Genomic DNA, 17141 nt, shown 5'->3' with positions numbered 1-17141 from the left:
GTCATCAGTTGGTCCCCTGCTCGATCCTGACGACCGATTCCAGCAGGGTCGTGAGCATCGATTGTCGGTCGACCCCGGCCAGCGAGAGCGCGATTTGAGCCTCGACCACGCCGAACTTCACACCCAGGTTGTACCGAGTCCCGCTGGTCTCCAAGGCGAGATAGCGTTCCTTTCGTGCGACCTGGTTTAAGGCCGTCGTGAGCTGAATCGAGCCCAGTTCGCGTCGATCCTGCTCGACGAGTTCCCCCAGGATATCGAAGATGGCCGGCGTCAAGACATGCATCCCGAAGAAACAAAGGTAATGCCCCGCTCTTATTCCCGGGACACCAAGTTTTAGTTCGGCGATCGTCGGGTTCGGTTTCTCGATGATCTCATCGATCACATAAACGTCGGGCCGGTCGTGCATCCGGCGGCCGCTGATGGTTCCATACTGGTGGATGAGATGTTCTCGGGTCGCTTGTACCGCCGAAGCGGCACAACCTTCCGCGATTGCCAGATCGAGCAATTGCCGGGCGCAGCGCTGGTCCTTCTTCGAGATGTAGAGATGATCGCCGAGCAGCAGGAGACAAGGCTCTCCGCCGACGAAGTCACGGGCCGACCATACCGCGTGGCCATATCCAAGAGGTTCCTCCTGGATGGTGAAGCGTAGCCGAGCAGCCAACTCGCTCGTTCGCTTCGCCTGCTCTTCGGCCCATCCGACGCCTTTGTAGGAGGACAAAAGATTCGCGGAGAAAGTCTGGAACTGGAGCCGGTAATACTTTTCATCCCCCGGCGCCGAGACCACGCAGATCTCCTCGATACCGCTCTCCAAGGCTTCCTCGGCGATAATCTGCAGGACCGGTTTGGTCAGGCCATCACGGTCGACCAGGGGAAGCATGGCCTTTTGTACCGTGTCAAAGGCTGCATAGTGTCGAGACCCCCGCCCCGCCGCCGTGATGACCGCCTTCGTGATCCTCAAGTCCTGTTCCTCCCAAGCTCGAGACAAGCGCCTCGAACACCACAACCTCTCTAATCGACTCCCAGAGGGAAGATCCTAACAAACAAAAGTCGGGTCGTCGAGCAACCTAGAATCCTACCTCTTGACTCTCTGAGGATGTTCCATTATCTTACTCGTACGCCCTTTGCGAGAGGGGATGTAGCTCAATTGGTTAGAGCACCGGCCTGTCACGCCGGAGGTTGCGGGTTCGAGCCCCGTCATCCTCGCTAGGACGAAAGCCCCTGGTTACACCAGGGGTTTCGCGTTTCGAAGCGGCCCCTAATGCCATAGGAGTTACGCGGCAGTGATCGGGCGTCCATATTGCGCCAATCGGTTCGGACGTCCATGATGGATCGCATGTACGCCCCGAACCCCAAGTGTCACGACACCGACTACATCGATTTCCTCATCGCCTCCCCGAAGGCGTTCTGCTGCACGGAGGCCGCCGCTGTGCAACCCGAGTCGCCCGACGCTCCGGCCCACGATGCCTTCACCCGTCTGCTCCATCGGATCGAACCCGACCCGTCCACGCTCTGGGAAGAGGCCCGGCCCATGGTCCGCAAGGAGGGCGGGATGCTGGTCCTCGATGACTCGACCCTCGACAAGTTCCACGCCGAGAAGATCGAGCTGGTCAGCCGGCACTGGTCGGGCAAGCATAAGCGGGTCGTCCGTGGCATCAACCTGATCACCACGGCCTGGACCGATGGCGATACCGTCGTGCCCTGCGACTACCGGGTCTACGACAAGGCCAAGGACGGCCTGACCAAGAACGACCACTTCCTGGCGATGCTCCGCCAGGCCAAGGCCCGCGGCTTCGAGCCGCAGTGCGTGGCGTTCGATAGCTGGTATTCGAGCCTGGGGAACCTCAAGGCGGTCCGGGCCTGCGGCTGGACGTTCCTGACCCAGCTGAAGGTCAACCGCAAGGTGGACCTCGACCGCCAGGGCTACCGTGCCGTCGCAGGACTGGCGATCGCCCCCGAGGGGACCATCGTTCATCTGGAGGGGTTCGGGTCGATCCGCGTCTTCAAGGTGGTCTCCCAAGGCGGAGACGTTGAATACTGGGCGACCAACGACCTGGCGATGGGCGAATTGACCCGGCTGGCCCACGCCGAGCGATGCTGGGCGATCGAGAACTATCACCGGGGCCTGAAGCAGTGCTGCGGGGTGGAGCGTGCCCAGGTCCGGGCGGCGCGGGCGCAGCGGAATCACATCGGGCTGTCGATCCGGGCGTTCCTGCGGCTGGAGCACCATTTCTACACCACGGGGGTCAGTTGGTACGAGGCGAAGGCCCGGATCATCCGAGGAGCGGTGCGTGCGTATATCGCCAATCCGATGTACAACCTGACATGACCGCGTAACTCCTATGAATGCCACTTTCTTGGAAGCGAAGCTTCCGAAGGGACAATTCACCGCTTGGTAATAGCCAATGTCGGCCCCCGCGATAGGGATCGTCACCCGCAGGGCGGAGACGGCCACTTCGGCGGCTCCGGGAGTAAAACGACTAGTACTACTCCGTTATCTGATACGAACGGAACGCCTGGCCGGTTCGTATGCAGGGTATGAATCGCACCTATACCCCCGAACTCGCACCCGAAGTCCTCGAACGGCTCGACGCCTACGCCGCCCGTTTCCGCGACGACTTCAACCGGCCCCGACAGGCCCAATACTCCGGCGTCTACCTCCAGGGACTGATCCTCGACGGCGACCGCAAGAGCATCGAGCCGCTCTCGCGCAAGGTCACCCTCCCGACCGGCCTGGTCGTCGCCGACCTCGACCAGGCCCTCCAGCAGTTCATCGGCCAGAGCACCTGGGACGAGATGGCCGTCTGGAAGCGTTATCGCTCCGTCATGGCCGAGTCTTTCGCTTCTCCGGCCGGCATCTTCGTCATTGACGATACGAGCTTCCCCAAGCAGGGCAAGCTCTCCGTCGGTGTGCAGCGTCAGTACTGCGGGGCTCAAGGCAAGAAGGCTAACTGCCAGGTCGCACCCTCGGTTCATTACGTCGCCCCGAAGGGCCATTACCCGCTGGCGATGCGGCTCTACCTGCCCGAGGCCTGGCTCGATGACTCCAAGCGGCTCGACAAGGCGGGCGTGCCCCGGGAGCAACGACGAGCACTGACGAAGGGCCAGATCGCCCTGGAGCTTCTCGATCTGGTTCGGGCCGAGGGGTTGCCCGGCCGGCTCGTGGTGGCCGATGCCGGCTACGGCGTCTCCGGGCTCTTCCGAGAGGGGTTGGCCGAGCGCGGCCTGTCCTACATCGTGGGCGTGACCGACGAGATGGTGGTCTTCACCGAGGAGCCGTCGTGGGAGGTCCCCGGGCCGGCGATCCGACCGCCGGGGTCCGGCGGGCGGCCGCGACGGCGATCACGACTGAAGGCCGGCACCCCGAAGCCGGTGAGCCTGCGAGAGTTGGCCGCCTCGACACCGCTGCGGAAGGTGACCTGGCGCGAGGGGACCAAGGGGAAGCTGTCGGGCCGCTTCGCCTGGCTTCGGGTCTGGCCCGGCGGGGGCTGGGCCACCGGCGAGTGCGCCGGGGCCGAGCCGGTCTGGCTGCTGATCGAGGAGCAGGCCGACGGCAAGATCAAGTACGCCCTCTCGAACCTGCCGGGCCGAACCAGCCGGATCAAGGCGGTCCGGCTCTGGAAGAGCCGCTGGCCGGTGGAGCAAGGTTATCAGCAGATGAAGGAAGAACTCGGATTGGACCATCACGAGGGGCGTTCCTGGCGTGGCTTTCATCATCACGCCTGCCTGGTGATGCTGTCCTTCGGGTTCCTGGCGTTGGAGCGAGAACGCGAGGAACGAGACCCGGCCCGGCCGGGAAAAAGGGGGGGACCCGCCCGGTGATCACGGTGCCGGCGATCCGCCGTGCCTTGCAGAGGCTGCTGGCCCCGATCTGTCGGCACAATTGCCCCTATTGCAAGGATCGCTCATTGCAATTGCCGTTGATATTAACGGAGTAGTACTAACCAAGCTGGATGACGAACAGGCGTTGCAGCGGATCGGCAACCTGATCGATCTGGCGGCCATGCTGGGCGACGAAAACGGCCTGAACGTGGCCGTATCGTGGTGCGACGAGTTGCAAGCCCGTTCGTTGGATGATCCGCATCGGGCATTGTTTTTCTATTTCGAGGCCAACGCCTGGAGCGGGCTCAGCGGCCTGCGGGTGGGCTGCTCCCGATTCTTTGGTCCACTCCAAATGGAAGTCTTCCTTATGGAATGATAGCATCGATAATATTTCAAACGGTTGTGTCTTGCATTGACTTTTCTCGGTCACACTCCTCGCTGAACTCTCGCGGCGTCTTGTAGCCGATCGAACTATGCGGCCGGATCGTGTTGTACTCCCGACGAAACCAACCCCCTTTCGCCCGAGCGTCCGCCACGCTCTCGAACTCCACCCGCTCCAGGAACTCGTCTCTCAACCGGCTGTGGAATGACTCGATGTATCCGTTCTGCCACGGGCTCCCCGCCTCCACCGGGGTCGCTTCCGAACCGACCGACTTCCACCAGCTCGTCAACGCCTCGCAGATGAACTCCGAGCCGTTATCGCTCCGAATCCGGGTCGGTGCCCCGCGACGACCGACCACCCGAGCCACGATCCGTCGCACCTCGGCACCCGTCATCGAACCGGCCGCGTGCAGCACCAGGCACGCTCGGGTGTATTCGTCCACCAACGTCAACCACTTGAGCGAACTTCCCCCGGCGGTCCGATCATGAATGAAATCGCATGTCCAAACATCGTTCTTGAATCGGGCCGGCTTCCGGACGCAACTGTTATCGCCAACACCCGGCTTGGCACCGAGTTTCCCCGGCATTTTCCGCCGAATCGGTCGCCTCAGCCCCAGTTCGATCCAGAGCCGATGGACCCGCTTGAGATTCACCGACCAGCCCTTGCGGCCCAACATCACGTGGACCCGCCGATAACCGAATCGGGGATGTCGTCGGGCCAGACGCTTGATCTCACGGACCAGCGGGGGGTCGTCGGATTGAGGTCTCCGGTCGTATCGCAAGGTCGATCGCGAACGGCCAATCACCCGGCCGGCCCTCCGCTGCGAAATCTCGTACTCCTCGGTCAGGTATCCCGCGACGGCCCGCTGCTGGTCGGGGGTCACCACTTTTTTTGGCGACATCCTGGAGCATCTGTTTATCCAAGAGCAGCTCGGCCACGAGCCGCTTGAGTCGCTCGACCTCGACCTCGAGTTGACGACAGCGGCGATCGGAATCGACCTGTTTGGGGTCATGCCGCTTTCGCCAGCGATGATAGGTGGTCTGGGCGACGCCGACCTTGCGGCAGAAGTCGGAGACGGTGAGTCCCCTGGCCAGGTCGCGGTCGGCGTCCTTCAACAATCGAGTTACTTCGTCGTCGGTCCGTCTCTTGTTCATGGATCCCTCCCGGTTCGGGTCTACCGAGGGACTTCCATTTCAGGTGGACCAACTTTCGGGGGGCAGCCCAGGGGGCAGCAAGCTTCCCACGCGGTTCAGTGGTTCGGCCCTGCATCGGAATGCTGGGAAAAAGAAATCGTGAACCTGCGGCGGGCCAGCAATTCGCCGGGCTTTCCGAAGCTTGCCAGCATTCAGCGATGCCAGATACTGACCAATCTGGGCAATCGACTGAGCAGCCTCGGCCGTTTCAGCGAAGCGGTCGAGTGTTTTGACGGGGCATTGAAGATCGATGCCCGTTTCGGCATGGCCCTTGGAAATCGCGGGATAACACTAACTCACATGCTGAGTGCATTACCGCATTTGCCGCATGCACCGGGTTGCTGCTCGACCACGGCTTTTCACCAGGCTGCACAGCGTAGCCTAAAGGAAGCCTGTTCGCTTCCGCTGGAATACGGGGCGGCTGAGTGCTTCCAGTTCTACGCCGCACACCTTGACGCGGTATCCCATGCACCAAAAGATCCGTTCGATCCGACGAAGGGCAGTCTGGGCTTCGGGAAAGCGGAGCAGGCGTATCGCCACTGGTCGCTATCGCACCGGCTTTTCCTGAATCCGCTGAACGATCTCGGTGCGATCTCTGCGGCGGCGGCCGATTCTTTACACCTGCCGCCGGTGACGGTAAAGCTCTGTGCTTCGCCGTATTTCGAGGGGTTCTTCAACCAGCTTAAGCAGGAATTTGTGTCCGCCCGCTATCTGCTTTACGAAGGCGTGACCGACCGGCAGCCCCATTTCTCAGATACGGGCGTCACGCTATACGACACGCTGGATTATCCCGTCTACGGTCTTGCTGGCGAGAAAGTGAAATTCGCGCTGCGATCTGTTTATTCGTTGTTCGACAAGCTGGCCTTCTTCCTGAATTACTACCTGGAACTCGGCATCCCCGCCAGGAAGGTGAGCTTTCGCGGTTTCTGGTATCAGCCCCCATGCCGCCCTTCGGGCGGCACCCGAACCGATGAAAATCGGGCGGGCGGTCGCTACAGTGAAGTCGTCCCCTCGCACGGCTTGACGCCGATATGAAACTGGTGCTTCGAGCCCGCGTGTCAGCCTGGCGCAAAGGCATCGCGCGTACCCAAACCTGTCGCCCGAGCTTACCACTCGGAGCACGTCGAGCAGAGTGCTTTCCTCCCCGCGATGTCCCCCGTGCGAGGGGCTACTCTGGGGAGACCCGTCGATGGACGTGTTGCATGACTGCTGCGCCGGCCTGGATGTCCACAAGAAGACCGTCGTCGCCTGCGTCCGGAGGGTCCACCCCGCGGGCAAGGTCTCCAAGACCATCAAGACCTTCGCCACCATGACCGGCGACCTCCTCGCCCTGGGCGACTGGCTCGGGGCTCAAGGGGTCGCCACGATCGCGATGGAGTCCACCGGGTCCTACTGGAAACCCGTCTTCAATATCCTGGAGTCGCGGTTCACCGTAATCCTGGTCAACGCCCATCACATCAAGCAGGTCCCGGGCCGGAAGACCGATGTCAAGGACAGTGAGTGGATCGCTCAATTGCTACAACCTGGATTGTTGCGTCCCAGTTTCATCCCGCCCCAATCGACCCGGCAACTCCGAGACCTGACCCGCCAGCGGACCCAGTTGGTCGGTCAGAAGACCGCCGTCGCCAATCGGATCGCCAAGGTCCTGGAAGATGCCAACATCAAGCTCGGCTCGGTCGCCTCGGAAGTCCTGGGCGTCTCGGGCCGGGCCATGATCGAGGCGATCATCCGAGGCGAATACGACCCGGTCAAGCTGGCGGACCTGGCCCGACGCCGGCTCCGAGGTAAGATCCCGCAACTCCAACTGGCGTTGCGGGGGTCGGTGACCGAACACCACCGGTTCTTGCTCCGGACCCAGATGGATCACCTGCTTCACCTCGAAGCGATAATCCGACGCTATGAGGAGCGGATCGAGGAGACGCTCCCCCCGGCGGGGGAGCTGGTAGCCCGTCTGATGACGATCCCGGGCGTTGACGTCCGGGTCGCTCAGGTGATCCTGGCGGAGATCGGCCAGGACATGGACCAGTTTCCCTCGGCGGGGCACCTCTCGTCGTGGGCGGGTCTGGCCAGCGGCAACCACGAGAGCGCCGGAAAACGTCAGAGCGGGCGGACCACACCGGGCAACCGCTGGTTGAAGACGGCTCTGGTCCAGGCGGCCTGGGCGGCGTCGCGGGCCAGGAAGACGCACCTGGCCAGGAAATTCTCCCGGATCGCGAGAAGCCGGGGCCAGAAGCGAGCCGCCATCGCGGTGGCTCATACGCTCCTGGTGATCATCTACCACTTGCTCAAGGAGAAGACGACGTACCGGGAGATCGTCGATCAGAACGAAGCGGCCTGACCATCCAGCCGAACTCCCGAGCTACCCGAGGTCGCAAACGCCCCCCCAAGCGAGCCGACCCCGATCGCCGTCCGTCTGGTGATTGCGAACGTCAATCGAAATTTTCTGAGCAGCAGCAGTCGCAAAAGCCCGACAAGGGCCTGAAACCAGAAATCGAATCCCGCGAAAACTGGCCGTTGCGTGGCCTGTTCTGGATGGCCAAGGATCTATTCAACGCGACACCCGGCTTCCGCGATGCGATGGAGCCGGAGGCCCGCGAGATCGACATTACCCGCAATCATGCGGAGCATAAGTACCTGAAGGTTCACGACGATCTTTGGCCTGAGCTATCCGCAGCGGCGGAGGCGGCGGGCAAGATGCCCGCCGACGCGGCTTTCTCCATCGGCTGCGGCATGCTGGTGCAACGCACGATCCGGCTGATGAAGCTGGCCCGCTCCGCCCTGGTGTACATGGCTTACGCCGTGCATGTCGAAGAAGGGCGAAAGCAACATGCGAGAGGTTCCGACGATAAAATCCTCACCCTGCCAATCCGCTGGATGAACGATGCCGATAAGCCGGGCATGGAAGCACGCCTGGATCAGCCGAATACCGAAAGCACGGCCTGACTCTTCACCTGGGGCGTCAGGTGGCGGTATCGCCGTCGCATCTCCTCAGAGACATGGCCAAGCATGTCGTCGATGATCCGCTGATCGACGCCAGCGGCGGCAAGGCACGACGCCACGGAATGCCGGAGCGTGTGCAGGCCGCGAACCACCTCCCATTTCGACTTGGCCAGCGTTCGCTTGAAATGGTCGTGGACTTCCCCGGCGGTAAGCGGCTCCGGCCCTGGGGCCTCGTCGCGTTGCTTCACGGATGCCATGCGGCCCTTCAGCGTCGTCGCCCTCCCCTTTCCGTTCTGGTGGCCGGTGGTGCGGCTCCGCTTCTTGCTGTGGGCCACCTGGCCCGACTGGCAAAAGAGCGTCGGCCCGCCCGGATGGATGGCAAGCCAGACCGTAAGGGCTTCCCGCAAGAGCGGTGTGATTGGTGCCCGGCGGGTCGAGCGTTTGCCCTTCACCCGCTTCTTCTCGCGGATGATGACGCTGCCGCCTGCGAAATCAACGTCGGCCACCTGCATCCGGATCAGCTCGCTTCGCCTGGTCCCGGTATGCCCAGCCATACAGGCGAGCGGATAAATCCACGGGTGCCGGGCGTGGGTGCGGACGTGCTCAAGTAATTCGGCAATCTCAGCGGGCCGTAAATAAAGGGCGTCCCACAGTTCGTCAATCTGCTCCTTGGTCATGCCCGCCGCTGCCGCCTGCCGCTCGATTTCCTCGCGGGTCTGGTAGGGCGGAAGCTCATCGGTCTTGGGGTAGATCAGCCCCTTGTTCGGGTAATCGCCCGAGTGCAATCCCGCATGGATTGCCCAATACCATGCGGTCCGAAGCGTCGAAACTCCTTCCTGATCGTCGTGGCGGAAATGCCCAACTTCGCCCGTCGCTCGATGTGCCGTTGGAGGTCGGTCTGGCTCAATCCTTCGAGCGGGAATTTCTCGCCGAGGGTGGCGACCAGATGCTTGAAGTGGATGCGGTCGGTGTAGAGTGTGCTTTTCTCGCGTCCCGTTGCCCGCGTCGTAAGGTTGCGGTCGCGGAGCGTGTCCAGGGTCAGCGTCTTTCGGCTGGCACTGGCCGGGGTGGCGGGTGCGGGCGGTTTGCCGTCGTGCTGGACGAATTCGGCGATGCCGACACCAGGCGGCAGCTCGATCAGCCCTTGCTTCAGCCGCATGAGCAGGTAATCGACCTGGGCGGCTTTGGCCTCGGCCTCCTGCGGCGAAACCTTGCCGATCATCACGAAATGCTGTTTGCCGTGGAACCGGAAAATGACCCGGTAAGTGCCCGTGTGTTCCTGGAGACTGGCCATTGGATGACTCCAATGCCACGGCAATGCTGTTGCCAAATTGTTGCCAAGTAGCCTCTGGACCAAAGAATAAGGGGCTGCGTCTCGCGACGCAACCCCTTACCCTGCAAAGTGCCGAAGAGAGGACTTGAACCTCCACCCGCCGTTAAGCGGACTAGGACCTGAATCTATTAATGCTCCTCGTCATAAACCATTTCTGCCTAGTGATTTGCGATTCTAACTTCGGGCAGCCCATGCCGTTGCGGCGACATCCCATGTTGAGTTGTTGGGAAGTCGTGTGGCATGATCTTGGCCAAGATGGAGGCACTATTGAGGCACCCGATTGGGGGCGACACTCGTGTCGATAGGACAGCCAGAATACCAATTTGCTCGGGTATGGTCTTCGTCAGAGCGATCTCAGGAGTCCCGCCCCTCGTGACGGTCAGGATGCTCGTTCATGTTTTCCCAAGACCCGATGACTCGGCCTCGTGCTGGGTCGTCAAGTGGTCGAGGACCCGTGGACAAGCCCCTACGTTTCGCGAAGTTCAGCCCGCTGGGTGAGGAACGGGTGTAACCGACCTTGAGAAACTGCCGCTGTGCGAGCAGGGCAAAGCGAGAATCCCTGGAGTAGCGGTGGGAGAGAATTTGGAGGAGTCATCGGGAATCGCTCCCCCTGCGACGAATAGTGCCATGCGGGCCAAGCCACTAATCCCAGTTCACGTTGAGACCAGGAGTTTCGCCTCATACTCCGGATTGAGTTCAAACTTCGGCCAGAGTCGATCGACCACGGTTTCGGGAGCGGCATTGATCCCGGCGATGAACTGCTGGCAATCCGCCCTCAACGCCGCCAGGCTGGCGTGGCAGTGGCCCCGCGTCACCTCCTCGCGCATCCAATCCCACAGCCTTTCCATCGGGTTAAGGTCCGGGCTGTAGCCCGGCAGGAAGACCAACTCGCCCCCCAATTTCTCGGCATGCCCGGTCACCACCTTGGCGATGTGGCAGGGGGCGTTGTCCCAGATCACTACGATCTTTCCGGAAAGGCCGGCCCGTCAGCGGGCCACACGCTCCAGGAAGTGGCACGTGCCATTGCCGTCGCACGGACCGTCTTCCCAGATCAGGCATTGCCCGTGGGTGAAGTCGTACGCCCCGTACCAGTTGAGCCGCTGCGAAAGCCCCGGGCACGTGCTGACCCGCCAGGACCGCTTGCCCCTGGGACCCCAGGTGTAGCCCTCGTCCAGATCCTGATGGAAGTGCGACTCATCGATGTAGACCAACCTCACTTCGTCGCGACAGACGCGGGCGAATAGCTCCTCGAGCCGGGCGATGTGCTCGCCACGCTTGGGGGCCTTGGCCTTGCCCAGCAGCTTGTTGATCCTCTTCCAGCTCAGCTTGGCGGCCAGCGAAATCCGTCGGATCGCATGGCGTCCCACGGTGCGGCCCAAGTTACTCTGCACCCACAGCCGGAGCTTCTTCAATGTCCAGCCGTGGCCGGGCAGCCCGTGGTCGATCGGCTCGGTGGTGGTGACGGCCTCGACGAGTTGCCGGGCTCGATCGGGCGCAAAAGGGGGGCCGGCCCGCCGGTACGACGGGAGGTCAGGGCATCGGGCCCCTGAGTGTTGTAGTCGTGGACCCACTCGAGCACGGTGTCGTCCTGACGCCCATACTGAGCGGCCCAGGAGGTAGCATTGTGGGTCCCGTCGGCGATCAGGGAGAGGGCCAGCAAGCGTTCGCGGGTGCGGGGGTGATCGGCCAGGAGGGCCAGGCGTCGCAGGTCATCGAGCGATTGCCCCCACTTCTGGATCTCGACGCGGATCATTCGAGGCCCTCCTGTGGCTGAGTCGATTATCCCAATCTCCTGAGGTTCTCCAAGGTATCGAAGCGGGCTCTCAGGGGAAACTCCCGGTCTCTGGAAGCTTTGGGTTTAAGCTCCATCTTGGCGGTTGTAGAAGGCGGGGTCTGATCACCTCGCCTTCATTGTTTGTAGCAGTTCTTGAATAACATTCAAGCGTTTATTTGTCAATCGGCGCGAATAATTGCCTTGAATTTGGCTCGTTTCCGCCGGGTAGGTCTGGGTGGTCTCCCACCCAGACCCCCCACAGATCCGTGCTCGCGCGATTAACGCACACGGCTCCTCGTTTCAAACCTTCGCTGCGTGACGGTACACCGAGTGGACGACGATCGCCGGTGGAAGCGGATACCGCTCCAGCAGACGATACATCCGCTCCCAGGAGACTTCACCGGCGCGGTGGCGTCGGCCAAGCCATTTCCTCCACAGCCCGACCACTCCCCGCCGGAATCGGTTCAACGCATCTGCATTGCCCGTGATTCCGTAGTAGCAGAAGTGGCCACGAAGCTTCTGACTCAGGGTCGTGTGCTGTTGCGGCAGCGCGTCGTGTCGATGCTTTCGGCACCAATCCGCGATCGCCGTCAGTCCGCGGCAAAATCGACTCCTGGACGTCTGACGATGGACCACCCAATGACCCCGTCGAGAGCGGCCCCAGTAATGAGTGAACCCCAGCAGGTCGAATGTCCCTGCGGGGGTCCCCTCCGAGGTCGCCGATCGCTCGGGACGGGCTGGTGGCCGCTCGAACGGCACCAGCCGCGTCTTCTCCGGGTGGAGCGTCAGACCGTACTTCTCGAAACGCTTGGGCAGCACCTCCATCACCGGTCGGGCCTCCTCTTCACAGGTGAAACCCATTACGAAGTCGTCCGCAAACCGGATCAGGAAGGAATGCCCCTTCAGGCGTGGTTGGACCTCCCGCTCGAACCAGTCGTCCAGCACATAGTGCAGGAACACGTTCGAAAGCATCGGGCTGACCACCCCGCCCTGCGGCGAGCCGGCCTCGGGATGCCTCAGGCATCCGTCGTCCAGCACGCCCGCGTTGAGCCATTTGCCGATCAGTCGAAGCAGCACCCCGTCTCGTACCCGACGCTTGAGAAAATCACGCAGATGTCCGTGGTCGATCATATCGAAAAATTTTCGGATATCGACCTCCACGATCCAGCCACCCCCCGTCGCCATCATCTCTTGCCAGAGACGCTCCAGAGCTTGGTGCGCCGATCGTCCCGGACGGAAGCCGTAAGAGCAGTCCTTGAAGTCCTGCTCGTAGACCGCCTCCAGGACCATGACGACCGCACGCTGGAGCACCTTATCCTCGAAGGTCGGAATGCCGAGCGGCCGAGTTTCGGTCGCCGAGCCGGCCTTGGGGATTCGGACCCGACGCACCGGAGGCGCCTGATACGTCCCGGACTTGGCTCGTTCCAGCAGCGACCGGAGATTGCTCTCCAGGTCCACCGCGTAGTCCTCGCCTCTCTGTCCGTCCACGCCCACCGCCCCGTCCTTGCGCGTACGCCGGTACGCCTCACGCAACCAGTCGATGTCGATGAAGTAAGCCAGGGACGTGAATCCCATCTCCGGGCTTTGCCGAGCGAGTTCCGCTATCCGTTGTCGTTTCGTGGACACGTCCACGGGTTCCGATGCACCCGCCATGTTTCCCTCCAACGGTTTTTTGAAATGGCATCCCCTTCGCTCCATGGGGTCCTTCGGGCGAGTTCCCCCACTTCAACGCTACTATGGGACGCTCTGACTCCCGACCGCCCATCTCGCCGCACTTCGTTGCCTTCGCTTGGCGATACCCTCGTCTTGTCCCCTGTTCGTCCCCACCAGCCCAGGACCGGAGCTGGGGATCAGCCTGGAGTTGGTAAGCCGGGTCTCCAACCGGCATCCATGACGGAGGTGGCCGGGCCTCTCAGGTTCCCGAGCAGCCCTCTTGTCCCTGCGCCCTGTTCTGGGACCCCGGTAGGACCGAGGAACGCCAAGCCATTGCGGCGTCTCGGCGCGGCCCCCGCTTGTGTCAACAACGGTGGCTCCCGCGAGCAAAGATTTCGGGGCTCGATCGCACGGCATCGGGACTCGCTGTCTACGCTTCGCAGTGGAGGTCGCCCGCCACCACGCAAGACTCGCTTCCGGCTGCTGGCTAGGCTTTGCCGGGCGGGATTCGTTAACCCGCAGGGTTGCAATGAAAGGTTTCCGAGTTCGAGTCTCTTCCTCCCTTCTCGAGCTTACCTGACGCTATGACACTCTTTTTCTGAATGCCACTTTCTTGGAAGCGAAGCTTCCGAAGGGACAATTCACCGCTTGGTAATAGCCAATGTCGGCCCCCGCGATAGGGATCGTCACCCGCAGGGCGGAGACGGCCACTTCGGCGGCTCCGGGAGTAAAGCGACTAGTAGTCCACCACTATTGAATTGTTGGGTATAGTCTGCGGAGCTTAACCCGTGCGTCTGCCGTGGTGAATTGCCATTCCACCGTCACCATCCTCTCGTTCCGCTCCTCCTCCCACGCCGCCACCTCTCGCCGCAGGATCTCGGCCGACTCGATCCGCCGGTCCAGGCACTGCCGGGACAGGACCGACAGCTCGATCTCGGCCATGTTCAGCCAGCTCCCGTGCTTCGGCGTGTGGTGGATCTCCAGCCTCTCGGCGATCCGCCGGGCTCGCTCCGGCGGGAACGCCTCGTAGAGCGAGGCCAGCTTGTGCGTGTTCAGGTTGTCCATCACCAGGACGACCACCTCGGCCTCCTCGTACACCTCCTCCACGAGCCAACGCACCACCTCGGCGAAATCCACGGCCGTCCGGCGGTCGGTCACACTCACCGCCCGCCAGCCCGTCAGCGGCTCGGAGACCATGAACAGGTTGGCCGTGCCGCTTCGGGTGTACTCGTAGTCGAACCGCTCGGGCTGCCCCGGCCCCGCCGGGATCGGACGGGTCACCTCGCCGACGAGCTGCTTGCTGGCCTCGTCCAGGCAGACCACCGGCCGCTTCGGGTCGTGGGGCCGGTGGTAGACGTCGAGCACGTCCTCCATGTGGCAGACGAAGTCGGCATTGGACTCCGGCGGGATGCACCACTGCTGCCTGAGGTGCGGCTTCAGTTCATTTTTTTCAGAGCCCGCCGCACGGTCTCGTCGGAGACCATGGGGACGACCTCCAGTTCGACCAGCCGGTCGGCCAGCATCTGCATGGTCCAGCCCTTGCGGCCGTCCGGCGGTGCGGAGCAGGCCAGGGCGATGAGCCGGGCCTCGGCCCGGCCGTCGAGGGTCCGCTGGCGGCTGGGCCGATCCTGCGGCTTGCGGACCAGGGCGGCCTCCAGGCCCTGCTCGACGAACCGCTGGCGGACCCGCTCGATGGTGGCGTCGCTGACCTCCAGGGCCTCGGCGATCCGATGATCGGGCCAGGCCGGGCCGCCCTCGGCGGCATCGGCCTTGAGCAGGATGCGGGCGTGGGCCAGCTTCTGGGCGGCGGCCTTGCCGGCGGCGATGAGGTCGTGGAGGGCCTGGCGTTCGCCGGCGGTCAGAGTGACGATGTACTTCTTCAACTCGTTGCTCCTGAAGCGGTTATTGCTTCAGGAGAACAAAGTCAGGTGCAGCCCTCAAGTCAGCGGAGGCGGACTTCTAGAGCCCGGCCCCTTTGGGGATCGCCCAGCCCCCGCTGCTCGGCTACCATATCCCCACAACTCGAACCCTTCTCCAGGCACGTCCATGCCTCGCCTCACCATCCGCAACCAGATGATCGCCGTCGCCGTCCTCGCCCTCCTGATGATCGATGCGCGGTTCGCCATCCTCTCCCTGATCATGGCAGGGGCGTTAACCACGCTCCTCCCCCAGAACGCAAGCCGATGGCCTATCCCGTATCTCGCCTCACTCTCCTGCATCTACCTGCCGTTCTCCTGGATCGTCCTGATGGACTATCCGTGGAATAGCTACCGCTGGCACTGGATCAAGCTCTGGCCCATCGCCCCGGGCCTTCCCGCCGGCTTGCCCTTCCACGCCAGCGAGTTCGCGGAGAACTTCGTCTCGGGTGTCGTAACCCTGGCCCTGGTCGCCCTGACGACGAAATTGGGCGCACGGGGGCGGAAATCCCTGATCGTGACGAACATGATCGCCCTGATCCTCTCGGGGATGGTGTCTTTCGTTGCTTACCAGCTGTTCTTGTTTTGAGGTCGAGGCGGCCTGCAAAATGCGAAGGCTCATGATGGATTCCGGGGTGGTGCCATCAATTGGCCGATCAGGGCACCCAGTAGCCGCTTTCCTCTCGCCCGGATGTTGTGCACGAACTCGAAGAAACCCAGGTACAGCGGTAGGCTCTCCTGGGGGATTCCTCGGTGAGGCCGCAGCCATGAACGGAGCAGCGACCAGAACCCTTCGAGCGTGTTGACATGGACCTCGCAGAAGCCATCGCCATCGTCCTCCCGGGCGAACTCGCCCGCCCCGTGGCAGACCGTCTTGTGGCCATAACCCCACTCCACCAGGCGGCCATAGATGTCGTATTCATCGGTGTAGACCAACGTCCCCTTCGCGATCATCCGATCGATCAGGGGCTTGATGGTCACCTGCTGGACGTTCTCCAGCATCCGGATCACGACCTCGCCTCCACGCTGCAACATCCCGAAGATCGGCGGCTCCTCCTTGGCCAGGGTGCCCCGACCTCGCTCGCCTCTCAGGCGTCGCCTTCGGGGGAGGCGGCCTTTTTTTTGACCGCCTCGGGATGACCCTTATGTCCGGCCACCACATAGACTTCGTCGCACTCGACCTCCCCCTCCAGCACGACCGGAGGACAACGGTCGACCATCCCCTGTCGGAGTTGCTGGATCATGGCTCGGGCATCATCCTTGTTGATGTCGAGTTCCTGGGCGATCTGCAATCCCGAGAGGTTCAGCCCCATCAGATAGAGGCAGGCGATCCAGGTCCTCAGCGGCAGGTGATGGCCGGCGAAGATGGTGTCGGTGAGGTCGTCGAAGCGTCGGCGGCAGCCCCGGCACTCGTAGCGTTGACGGAGTGGCTGAGTGTCGTCCTTGCCGTTCTTGATGACCGAGTCCCAGGAGCACTTGGGACAGGTCACGCCGTCAGGCCACCGCATGTCCCGGATGGTGTCGAAGCACTTGGCGTCGTCGAAGAGATCCTGGATGTTGACCATCGTGCGACGCCTCGGGGCGGGGAAGTCGGGATCAGCGGGGCGGACAGATCGTCCGACCGAGGAGACCGATTGTATCCACTGAGTGGCCCTTGCGAACCACCACCCCGGAATCCATCATGAGCCATCTCCACCCGGGGCGACGTGGCCGACGGCCCCGGTCGGGACTCTCACGGCGTCGGTCCCGCGGCCCCCGAGCCGCTCGGCTGGCTCCGGTCCTCCTCCCGGCACCGCTTGCAGCTCAGCTCGCTGCCGATCCGACCGGCCCGGCCCTCGGCCGTGGGGGTCCAGGGCCGTACTTCCCAGGGCGGCCGGTGCCGGACGTGCTGCGGGTGGCCGCACTCCAGCTCGGCCACCCAGTCCGATTGTCCATCCCGGTGATAACCCACGATCTTCCTCCACATGATCGACTCTCAAACGACAATGATGGGTCCGGCGTCATCGGGGGCCAGGCCGATTGGCCGCGCCGACCCCGATCCCTACGCCTCCTCACCCTCTCGCGAGCTTGCAGACCCCGGGCCGGCTCGCTTGATTTCGCCCGGCCCGACGAACATGAGCGGAGGCCGGCC

At 62.8% G+C, this 17141-nt stretch carries 15 protein-coding genes, 1 tRNA gene and 3 pseudogenes; 8 read left to right on the top strand and 11 right to left on the bottom strand.

The window, feature by feature from the left end:
* Positions 1-4: 4 nt before the first annotated feature.
* Complete coding sequence (locus P12x_RS07360; RefSeq protein WP_435010222.1) at positions 5-958, bottom strand: UTP--glucose-1-phosphate uridylyltransferase; 954 nt, start codon at positions 956-958, stop codon at positions 5-7.
* A 171-nt stretch (positions 959-1129) separates the two neighbouring features.
* Here P12x_RS07360 and P12x_RS07355 point away from each other — a divergent pair.
* The 4 genes from P12x_RS07355 to P12x_RS07340 all read left to right on the top strand — a co-directional run bounded on the left by P12x_RS07355 (position 1130) and on the right by P12x_RS07340 (position 4195).
* Positions 1130-1203: transfer RNA gene (locus tag P12x_RS07355), tRNA-Asp, on the top strand.
* Positions 1204-1321: 118 nt separating this feature from the next.
* On the top strand, positions 1322-2326 hold the full coding sequence (locus P12x_RS07350) for an IS701 family transposase (RefSeq protein ID WP_435005193.1): 1005 nt from the start codon (positions 1322-1324) through the stop codon (positions 2324-2326).
* A gap of 209 nt (positions 2327-2535) precedes the next feature.
* Positions 2536-3819: an IS701 family transposase gene (locus tag P12x_RS07345; RefSeq protein ID WP_435009930.1), complete on the top strand. Its 1284-nt coding sequence runs from the start codon at positions 2536-2538 to the stop codon at positions 3817-3819.
* 70 nt (positions 3820-3889) lie between these two features.
* Positions 3890-4195, top strand: a complete 306-nt coding sequence (locus tag P12x_RS07340; RefSeq protein ID WP_435010221.1) for a hypothetical protein — start codon at positions 3890-3892, stop codon at positions 4193-4195.
* A gap of 16 nt (positions 4196-4211) precedes the next feature.
* Here P12x_RS07340 and P12x_RS07335 read toward each other — a convergent pair whose 3' ends face one another.
* Together P12x_RS07335 and P12x_RS07330 are read right to left on the bottom strand one after the other, a co-directional pair.
* Complete coding sequence (locus P12x_RS07335) at positions 4212-5102, bottom strand: IS3 family transposase (RefSeq protein ID WP_435010220.1); 891 nt, start codon at positions 5100-5102, stop codon at positions 4212-4214.
* A gap of 91 nt (positions 5103-5193) precedes the next feature.
* A pseudogene (locus tag P12x_RS07330) lies at positions 5194-5355 on the bottom strand (transposase); the annotation flags it as partial.
* A 303-nt stretch (positions 5356-5658) separates the two neighbouring features.
* Between P12x_RS07330 and P12x_RS07325 the strand changes: the two are divergent.
* The 3 genes from P12x_RS07325 to P12x_RS07315 all read left to right on the top strand — a co-directional run bounded on the left by P12x_RS07325 (position 5659) and on the right by P12x_RS07315 (position 8337).
* A complete protein-coding gene (locus P12x_RS07325) occupies positions 5659-6429 on the top strand; it encodes an LA2681 family HEPN domain-containing protein (protein WP_435011647.1) in 771 nt (256 codons plus the stop codon).
* A gap of 154 nt (positions 6430-6583) precedes the next feature.
* On the top strand, positions 6584-7732 hold the full coding sequence (locus tag P12x_RS07320) for an IS110 family transposase (RefSeq protein ID WP_435007631.1): 1149 nt from the start codon (positions 6584-6586) through the stop codon (positions 7730-7732).
* Positions 7729-8337, top strand: coding sequence for an LA2681 family HEPN domain-containing protein (locus P12x_RS07315; RefSeq protein ID WP_435011646.1), 609 nt, complete (start codon positions 7729-7731; stop codon positions 8335-8337). The genes P12x_RS07320 and P12x_RS07315 overlap by 4 nt, the downstream gene beginning before the upstream one ends.
* Here the strand turns inward: P12x_RS07315 and P12x_RS07310 are convergent.
* From P12x_RS07310 to P12x_RS07285, 6 genes and pseudogenes are all read right to left on the bottom strand, one after another.
* A complete protein-coding gene (locus P12x_RS07310) occupies positions 8310-9119 on the bottom strand; it encodes a tyrosine-type recombinase/integrase (RefSeq protein WP_435010219.1) in 810 nt (269 codons plus the stop codon). The genes P12x_RS07315 and P12x_RS07310 overlap by 28 nt on opposite strands.
* Positions 9086-9628 (bottom strand): hypothetical protein, encoded by a 543-nt coding sequence (locus P12x_RS07305; RefSeq protein WP_435010218.1) that lies wholly within the window; start codon positions 9626-9628, stop codon positions 9086-9088. Before P12x_RS07305 ends, P12x_RS07310 begins: the two co-directional genes overlap by 34 nt.
* A 692-nt stretch (positions 9629-10320) precedes the next feature.
* Positions 10321-10884: pseudogene (locus P12x_RS07300) on the bottom strand (IS630 family transposase).
* A 191-nt stretch (positions 10885-11075) separates the two neighbouring features.
* Positions 11076-11420 carry a helix-turn-helix domain-containing protein gene (locus tag P12x_RS07295; protein ID WP_435010217.1) on the bottom strand — a complete coding sequence of 115 codons (345 nt, stop codon included), beginning with the start codon at positions 11418-11420 and terminating at the stop codon, positions 11076-11078.
* Positions 11421-11741: 321 nt separating this feature from the next.
* A complete protein-coding gene (gene ltrA / locus P12x_RS07290) occupies positions 11742-13016 on the bottom strand; it encodes a group II intron reverse transcriptase/maturase (protein ID WP_435010216.1) in 1275 nt (424 codons plus the stop codon).
* Positions 13017-13844: 828 nt separating this feature from the next.
* Positions 13845-14977 (bottom strand): IS630 family transposase gene (locus P12x_RS07285; protein WP_435010215.1). Its coding sequence is split into 2 segments (ribosomal slippage): positions 13845-14545 and positions 14545-14977, totalling 1134 coding nucleotides; the frame shifts between segments, so codons are not numbered across the junction.
* Positions 14978-15140: 163 nt separating this feature from the next.
* Here P12x_RS07285 and P12x_RS07280 point away from each other — a divergent pair.
* Positions 15141-15599 carry a hypothetical protein gene (locus P12x_RS07280; RefSeq protein ID WP_435010214.1) on the top strand — a complete coding sequence of 153 codons (459 nt, stop codon included), beginning with the start codon at positions 15141-15143 and terminating at the stop codon, positions 15597-15599.
* A gap of 29 nt (positions 15600-15628) precedes the next feature.
* Here P12x_RS07280 and P12x_RS07275 read toward each other — a convergent pair.
* Both P12x_RS07275 and P12x_RS07270 read right to left on the bottom strand, forming a co-directional pair.
* Positions 15629-16575 (bottom strand): annotated as a pseudogene (locus tag P12x_RS07275) (IS1595 family transposase).
* A 167-nt stretch (positions 16576-16742) separates the two neighbouring features.
* Complete coding sequence (locus P12x_RS07270) at positions 16743-16976, bottom strand: DUF3565 domain-containing protein (protein ID WP_435010213.1); 234 nt, start codon at positions 16974-16976, stop codon at positions 16743-16745.
* Between the last annotated feature and the right edge of the window lie 165 nt (positions 16977-17141).

It is taken from the genome of Tundrisphaera lichenicola (genome assembly GCF_051175385.1).
Taxonomy (GTDB): domain Bacteria; phylum Planctomycetota; class Planctomycetia; order Isosphaerales; family Isosphaeraceae; genus Tundrisphaera; species Tundrisphaera lichenicola.
This window is presented reverse-complemented; position numbering and strand designations above follow the sequence as displayed.

What these genes read in the sequence shown, in the direction of transcription:
- P12x_RS07350 (WP_435005193.1), top strand. Translation starts at nt 1,322, where the DNA reads ATGATGGATCGCATGTACGCCCCGAACCCCAAGTGTCACGACACCGAC.
- P12x_RS07345 (WP_435009930.1), top strand. Translation starts at nt 2,536, where the DNA reads ATGAATCGCACCTATACCCCCGAACTCGCACCCGAAGTCCTCGAACGG.
- P12x_RS07335 (WP_435010220.1), bottom strand. Translation starts at nt 5,102, where the DNA reads ATGTCGCCAAAAAAAGTGGTGACCCCCGACCAGCAGCGGGCCGTCGCG.
- P12x_RS07325 (WP_435011647.1), top strand. Translation starts at nt 5,659, where the DNA reads ATGGCCCTTGGAAATCGCGGGATAACACTAACTCACATGCTGAGTGCA.
- P12x_RS07320 (WP_435007631.1), top strand. Translation starts at nt 6,584, where the DNA reads ATGGACGTGTTGCATGACTGCTGCGCCGGCCTGGATGTCCACAAGAAG.
- P12x_RS07305 (WP_435010218.1), bottom strand. Translation starts at nt 9,628, where the DNA reads ATGGCCAGTCTCCAGGAACACACGGGCACTTACCGGGTCATTTTCCGG.
- P12x_RS07295 (WP_435010217.1), bottom strand. Translation starts at nt 11,420, where the DNA reads ATGATCCGCGTCGAGATCCAGAAGTGGGGGCAATCGCTCGATGACCTG.
- ltrA (WP_435010216.1), bottom strand. Translation starts at nt 13,016, where the DNA reads ATGGGATTCACGTCCCTGGCTTACTTCATCGACATCGACTGGTTGCGT.
- P12x_RS07280 (WP_435010214.1), top strand. Translation starts at nt 15,141, where the DNA reads ATGCCTCGCCTCACCATCCGCAACCAGATGATCGCCGTCGCCGTCCTC.
- P12x_RS07270 (WP_435010213.1), bottom strand. Translation starts at nt 16,976, where the DNA reads ATGTGGAGGAAGATCGTGGGTTATCACCGGGATGGACAATCGGACTGG.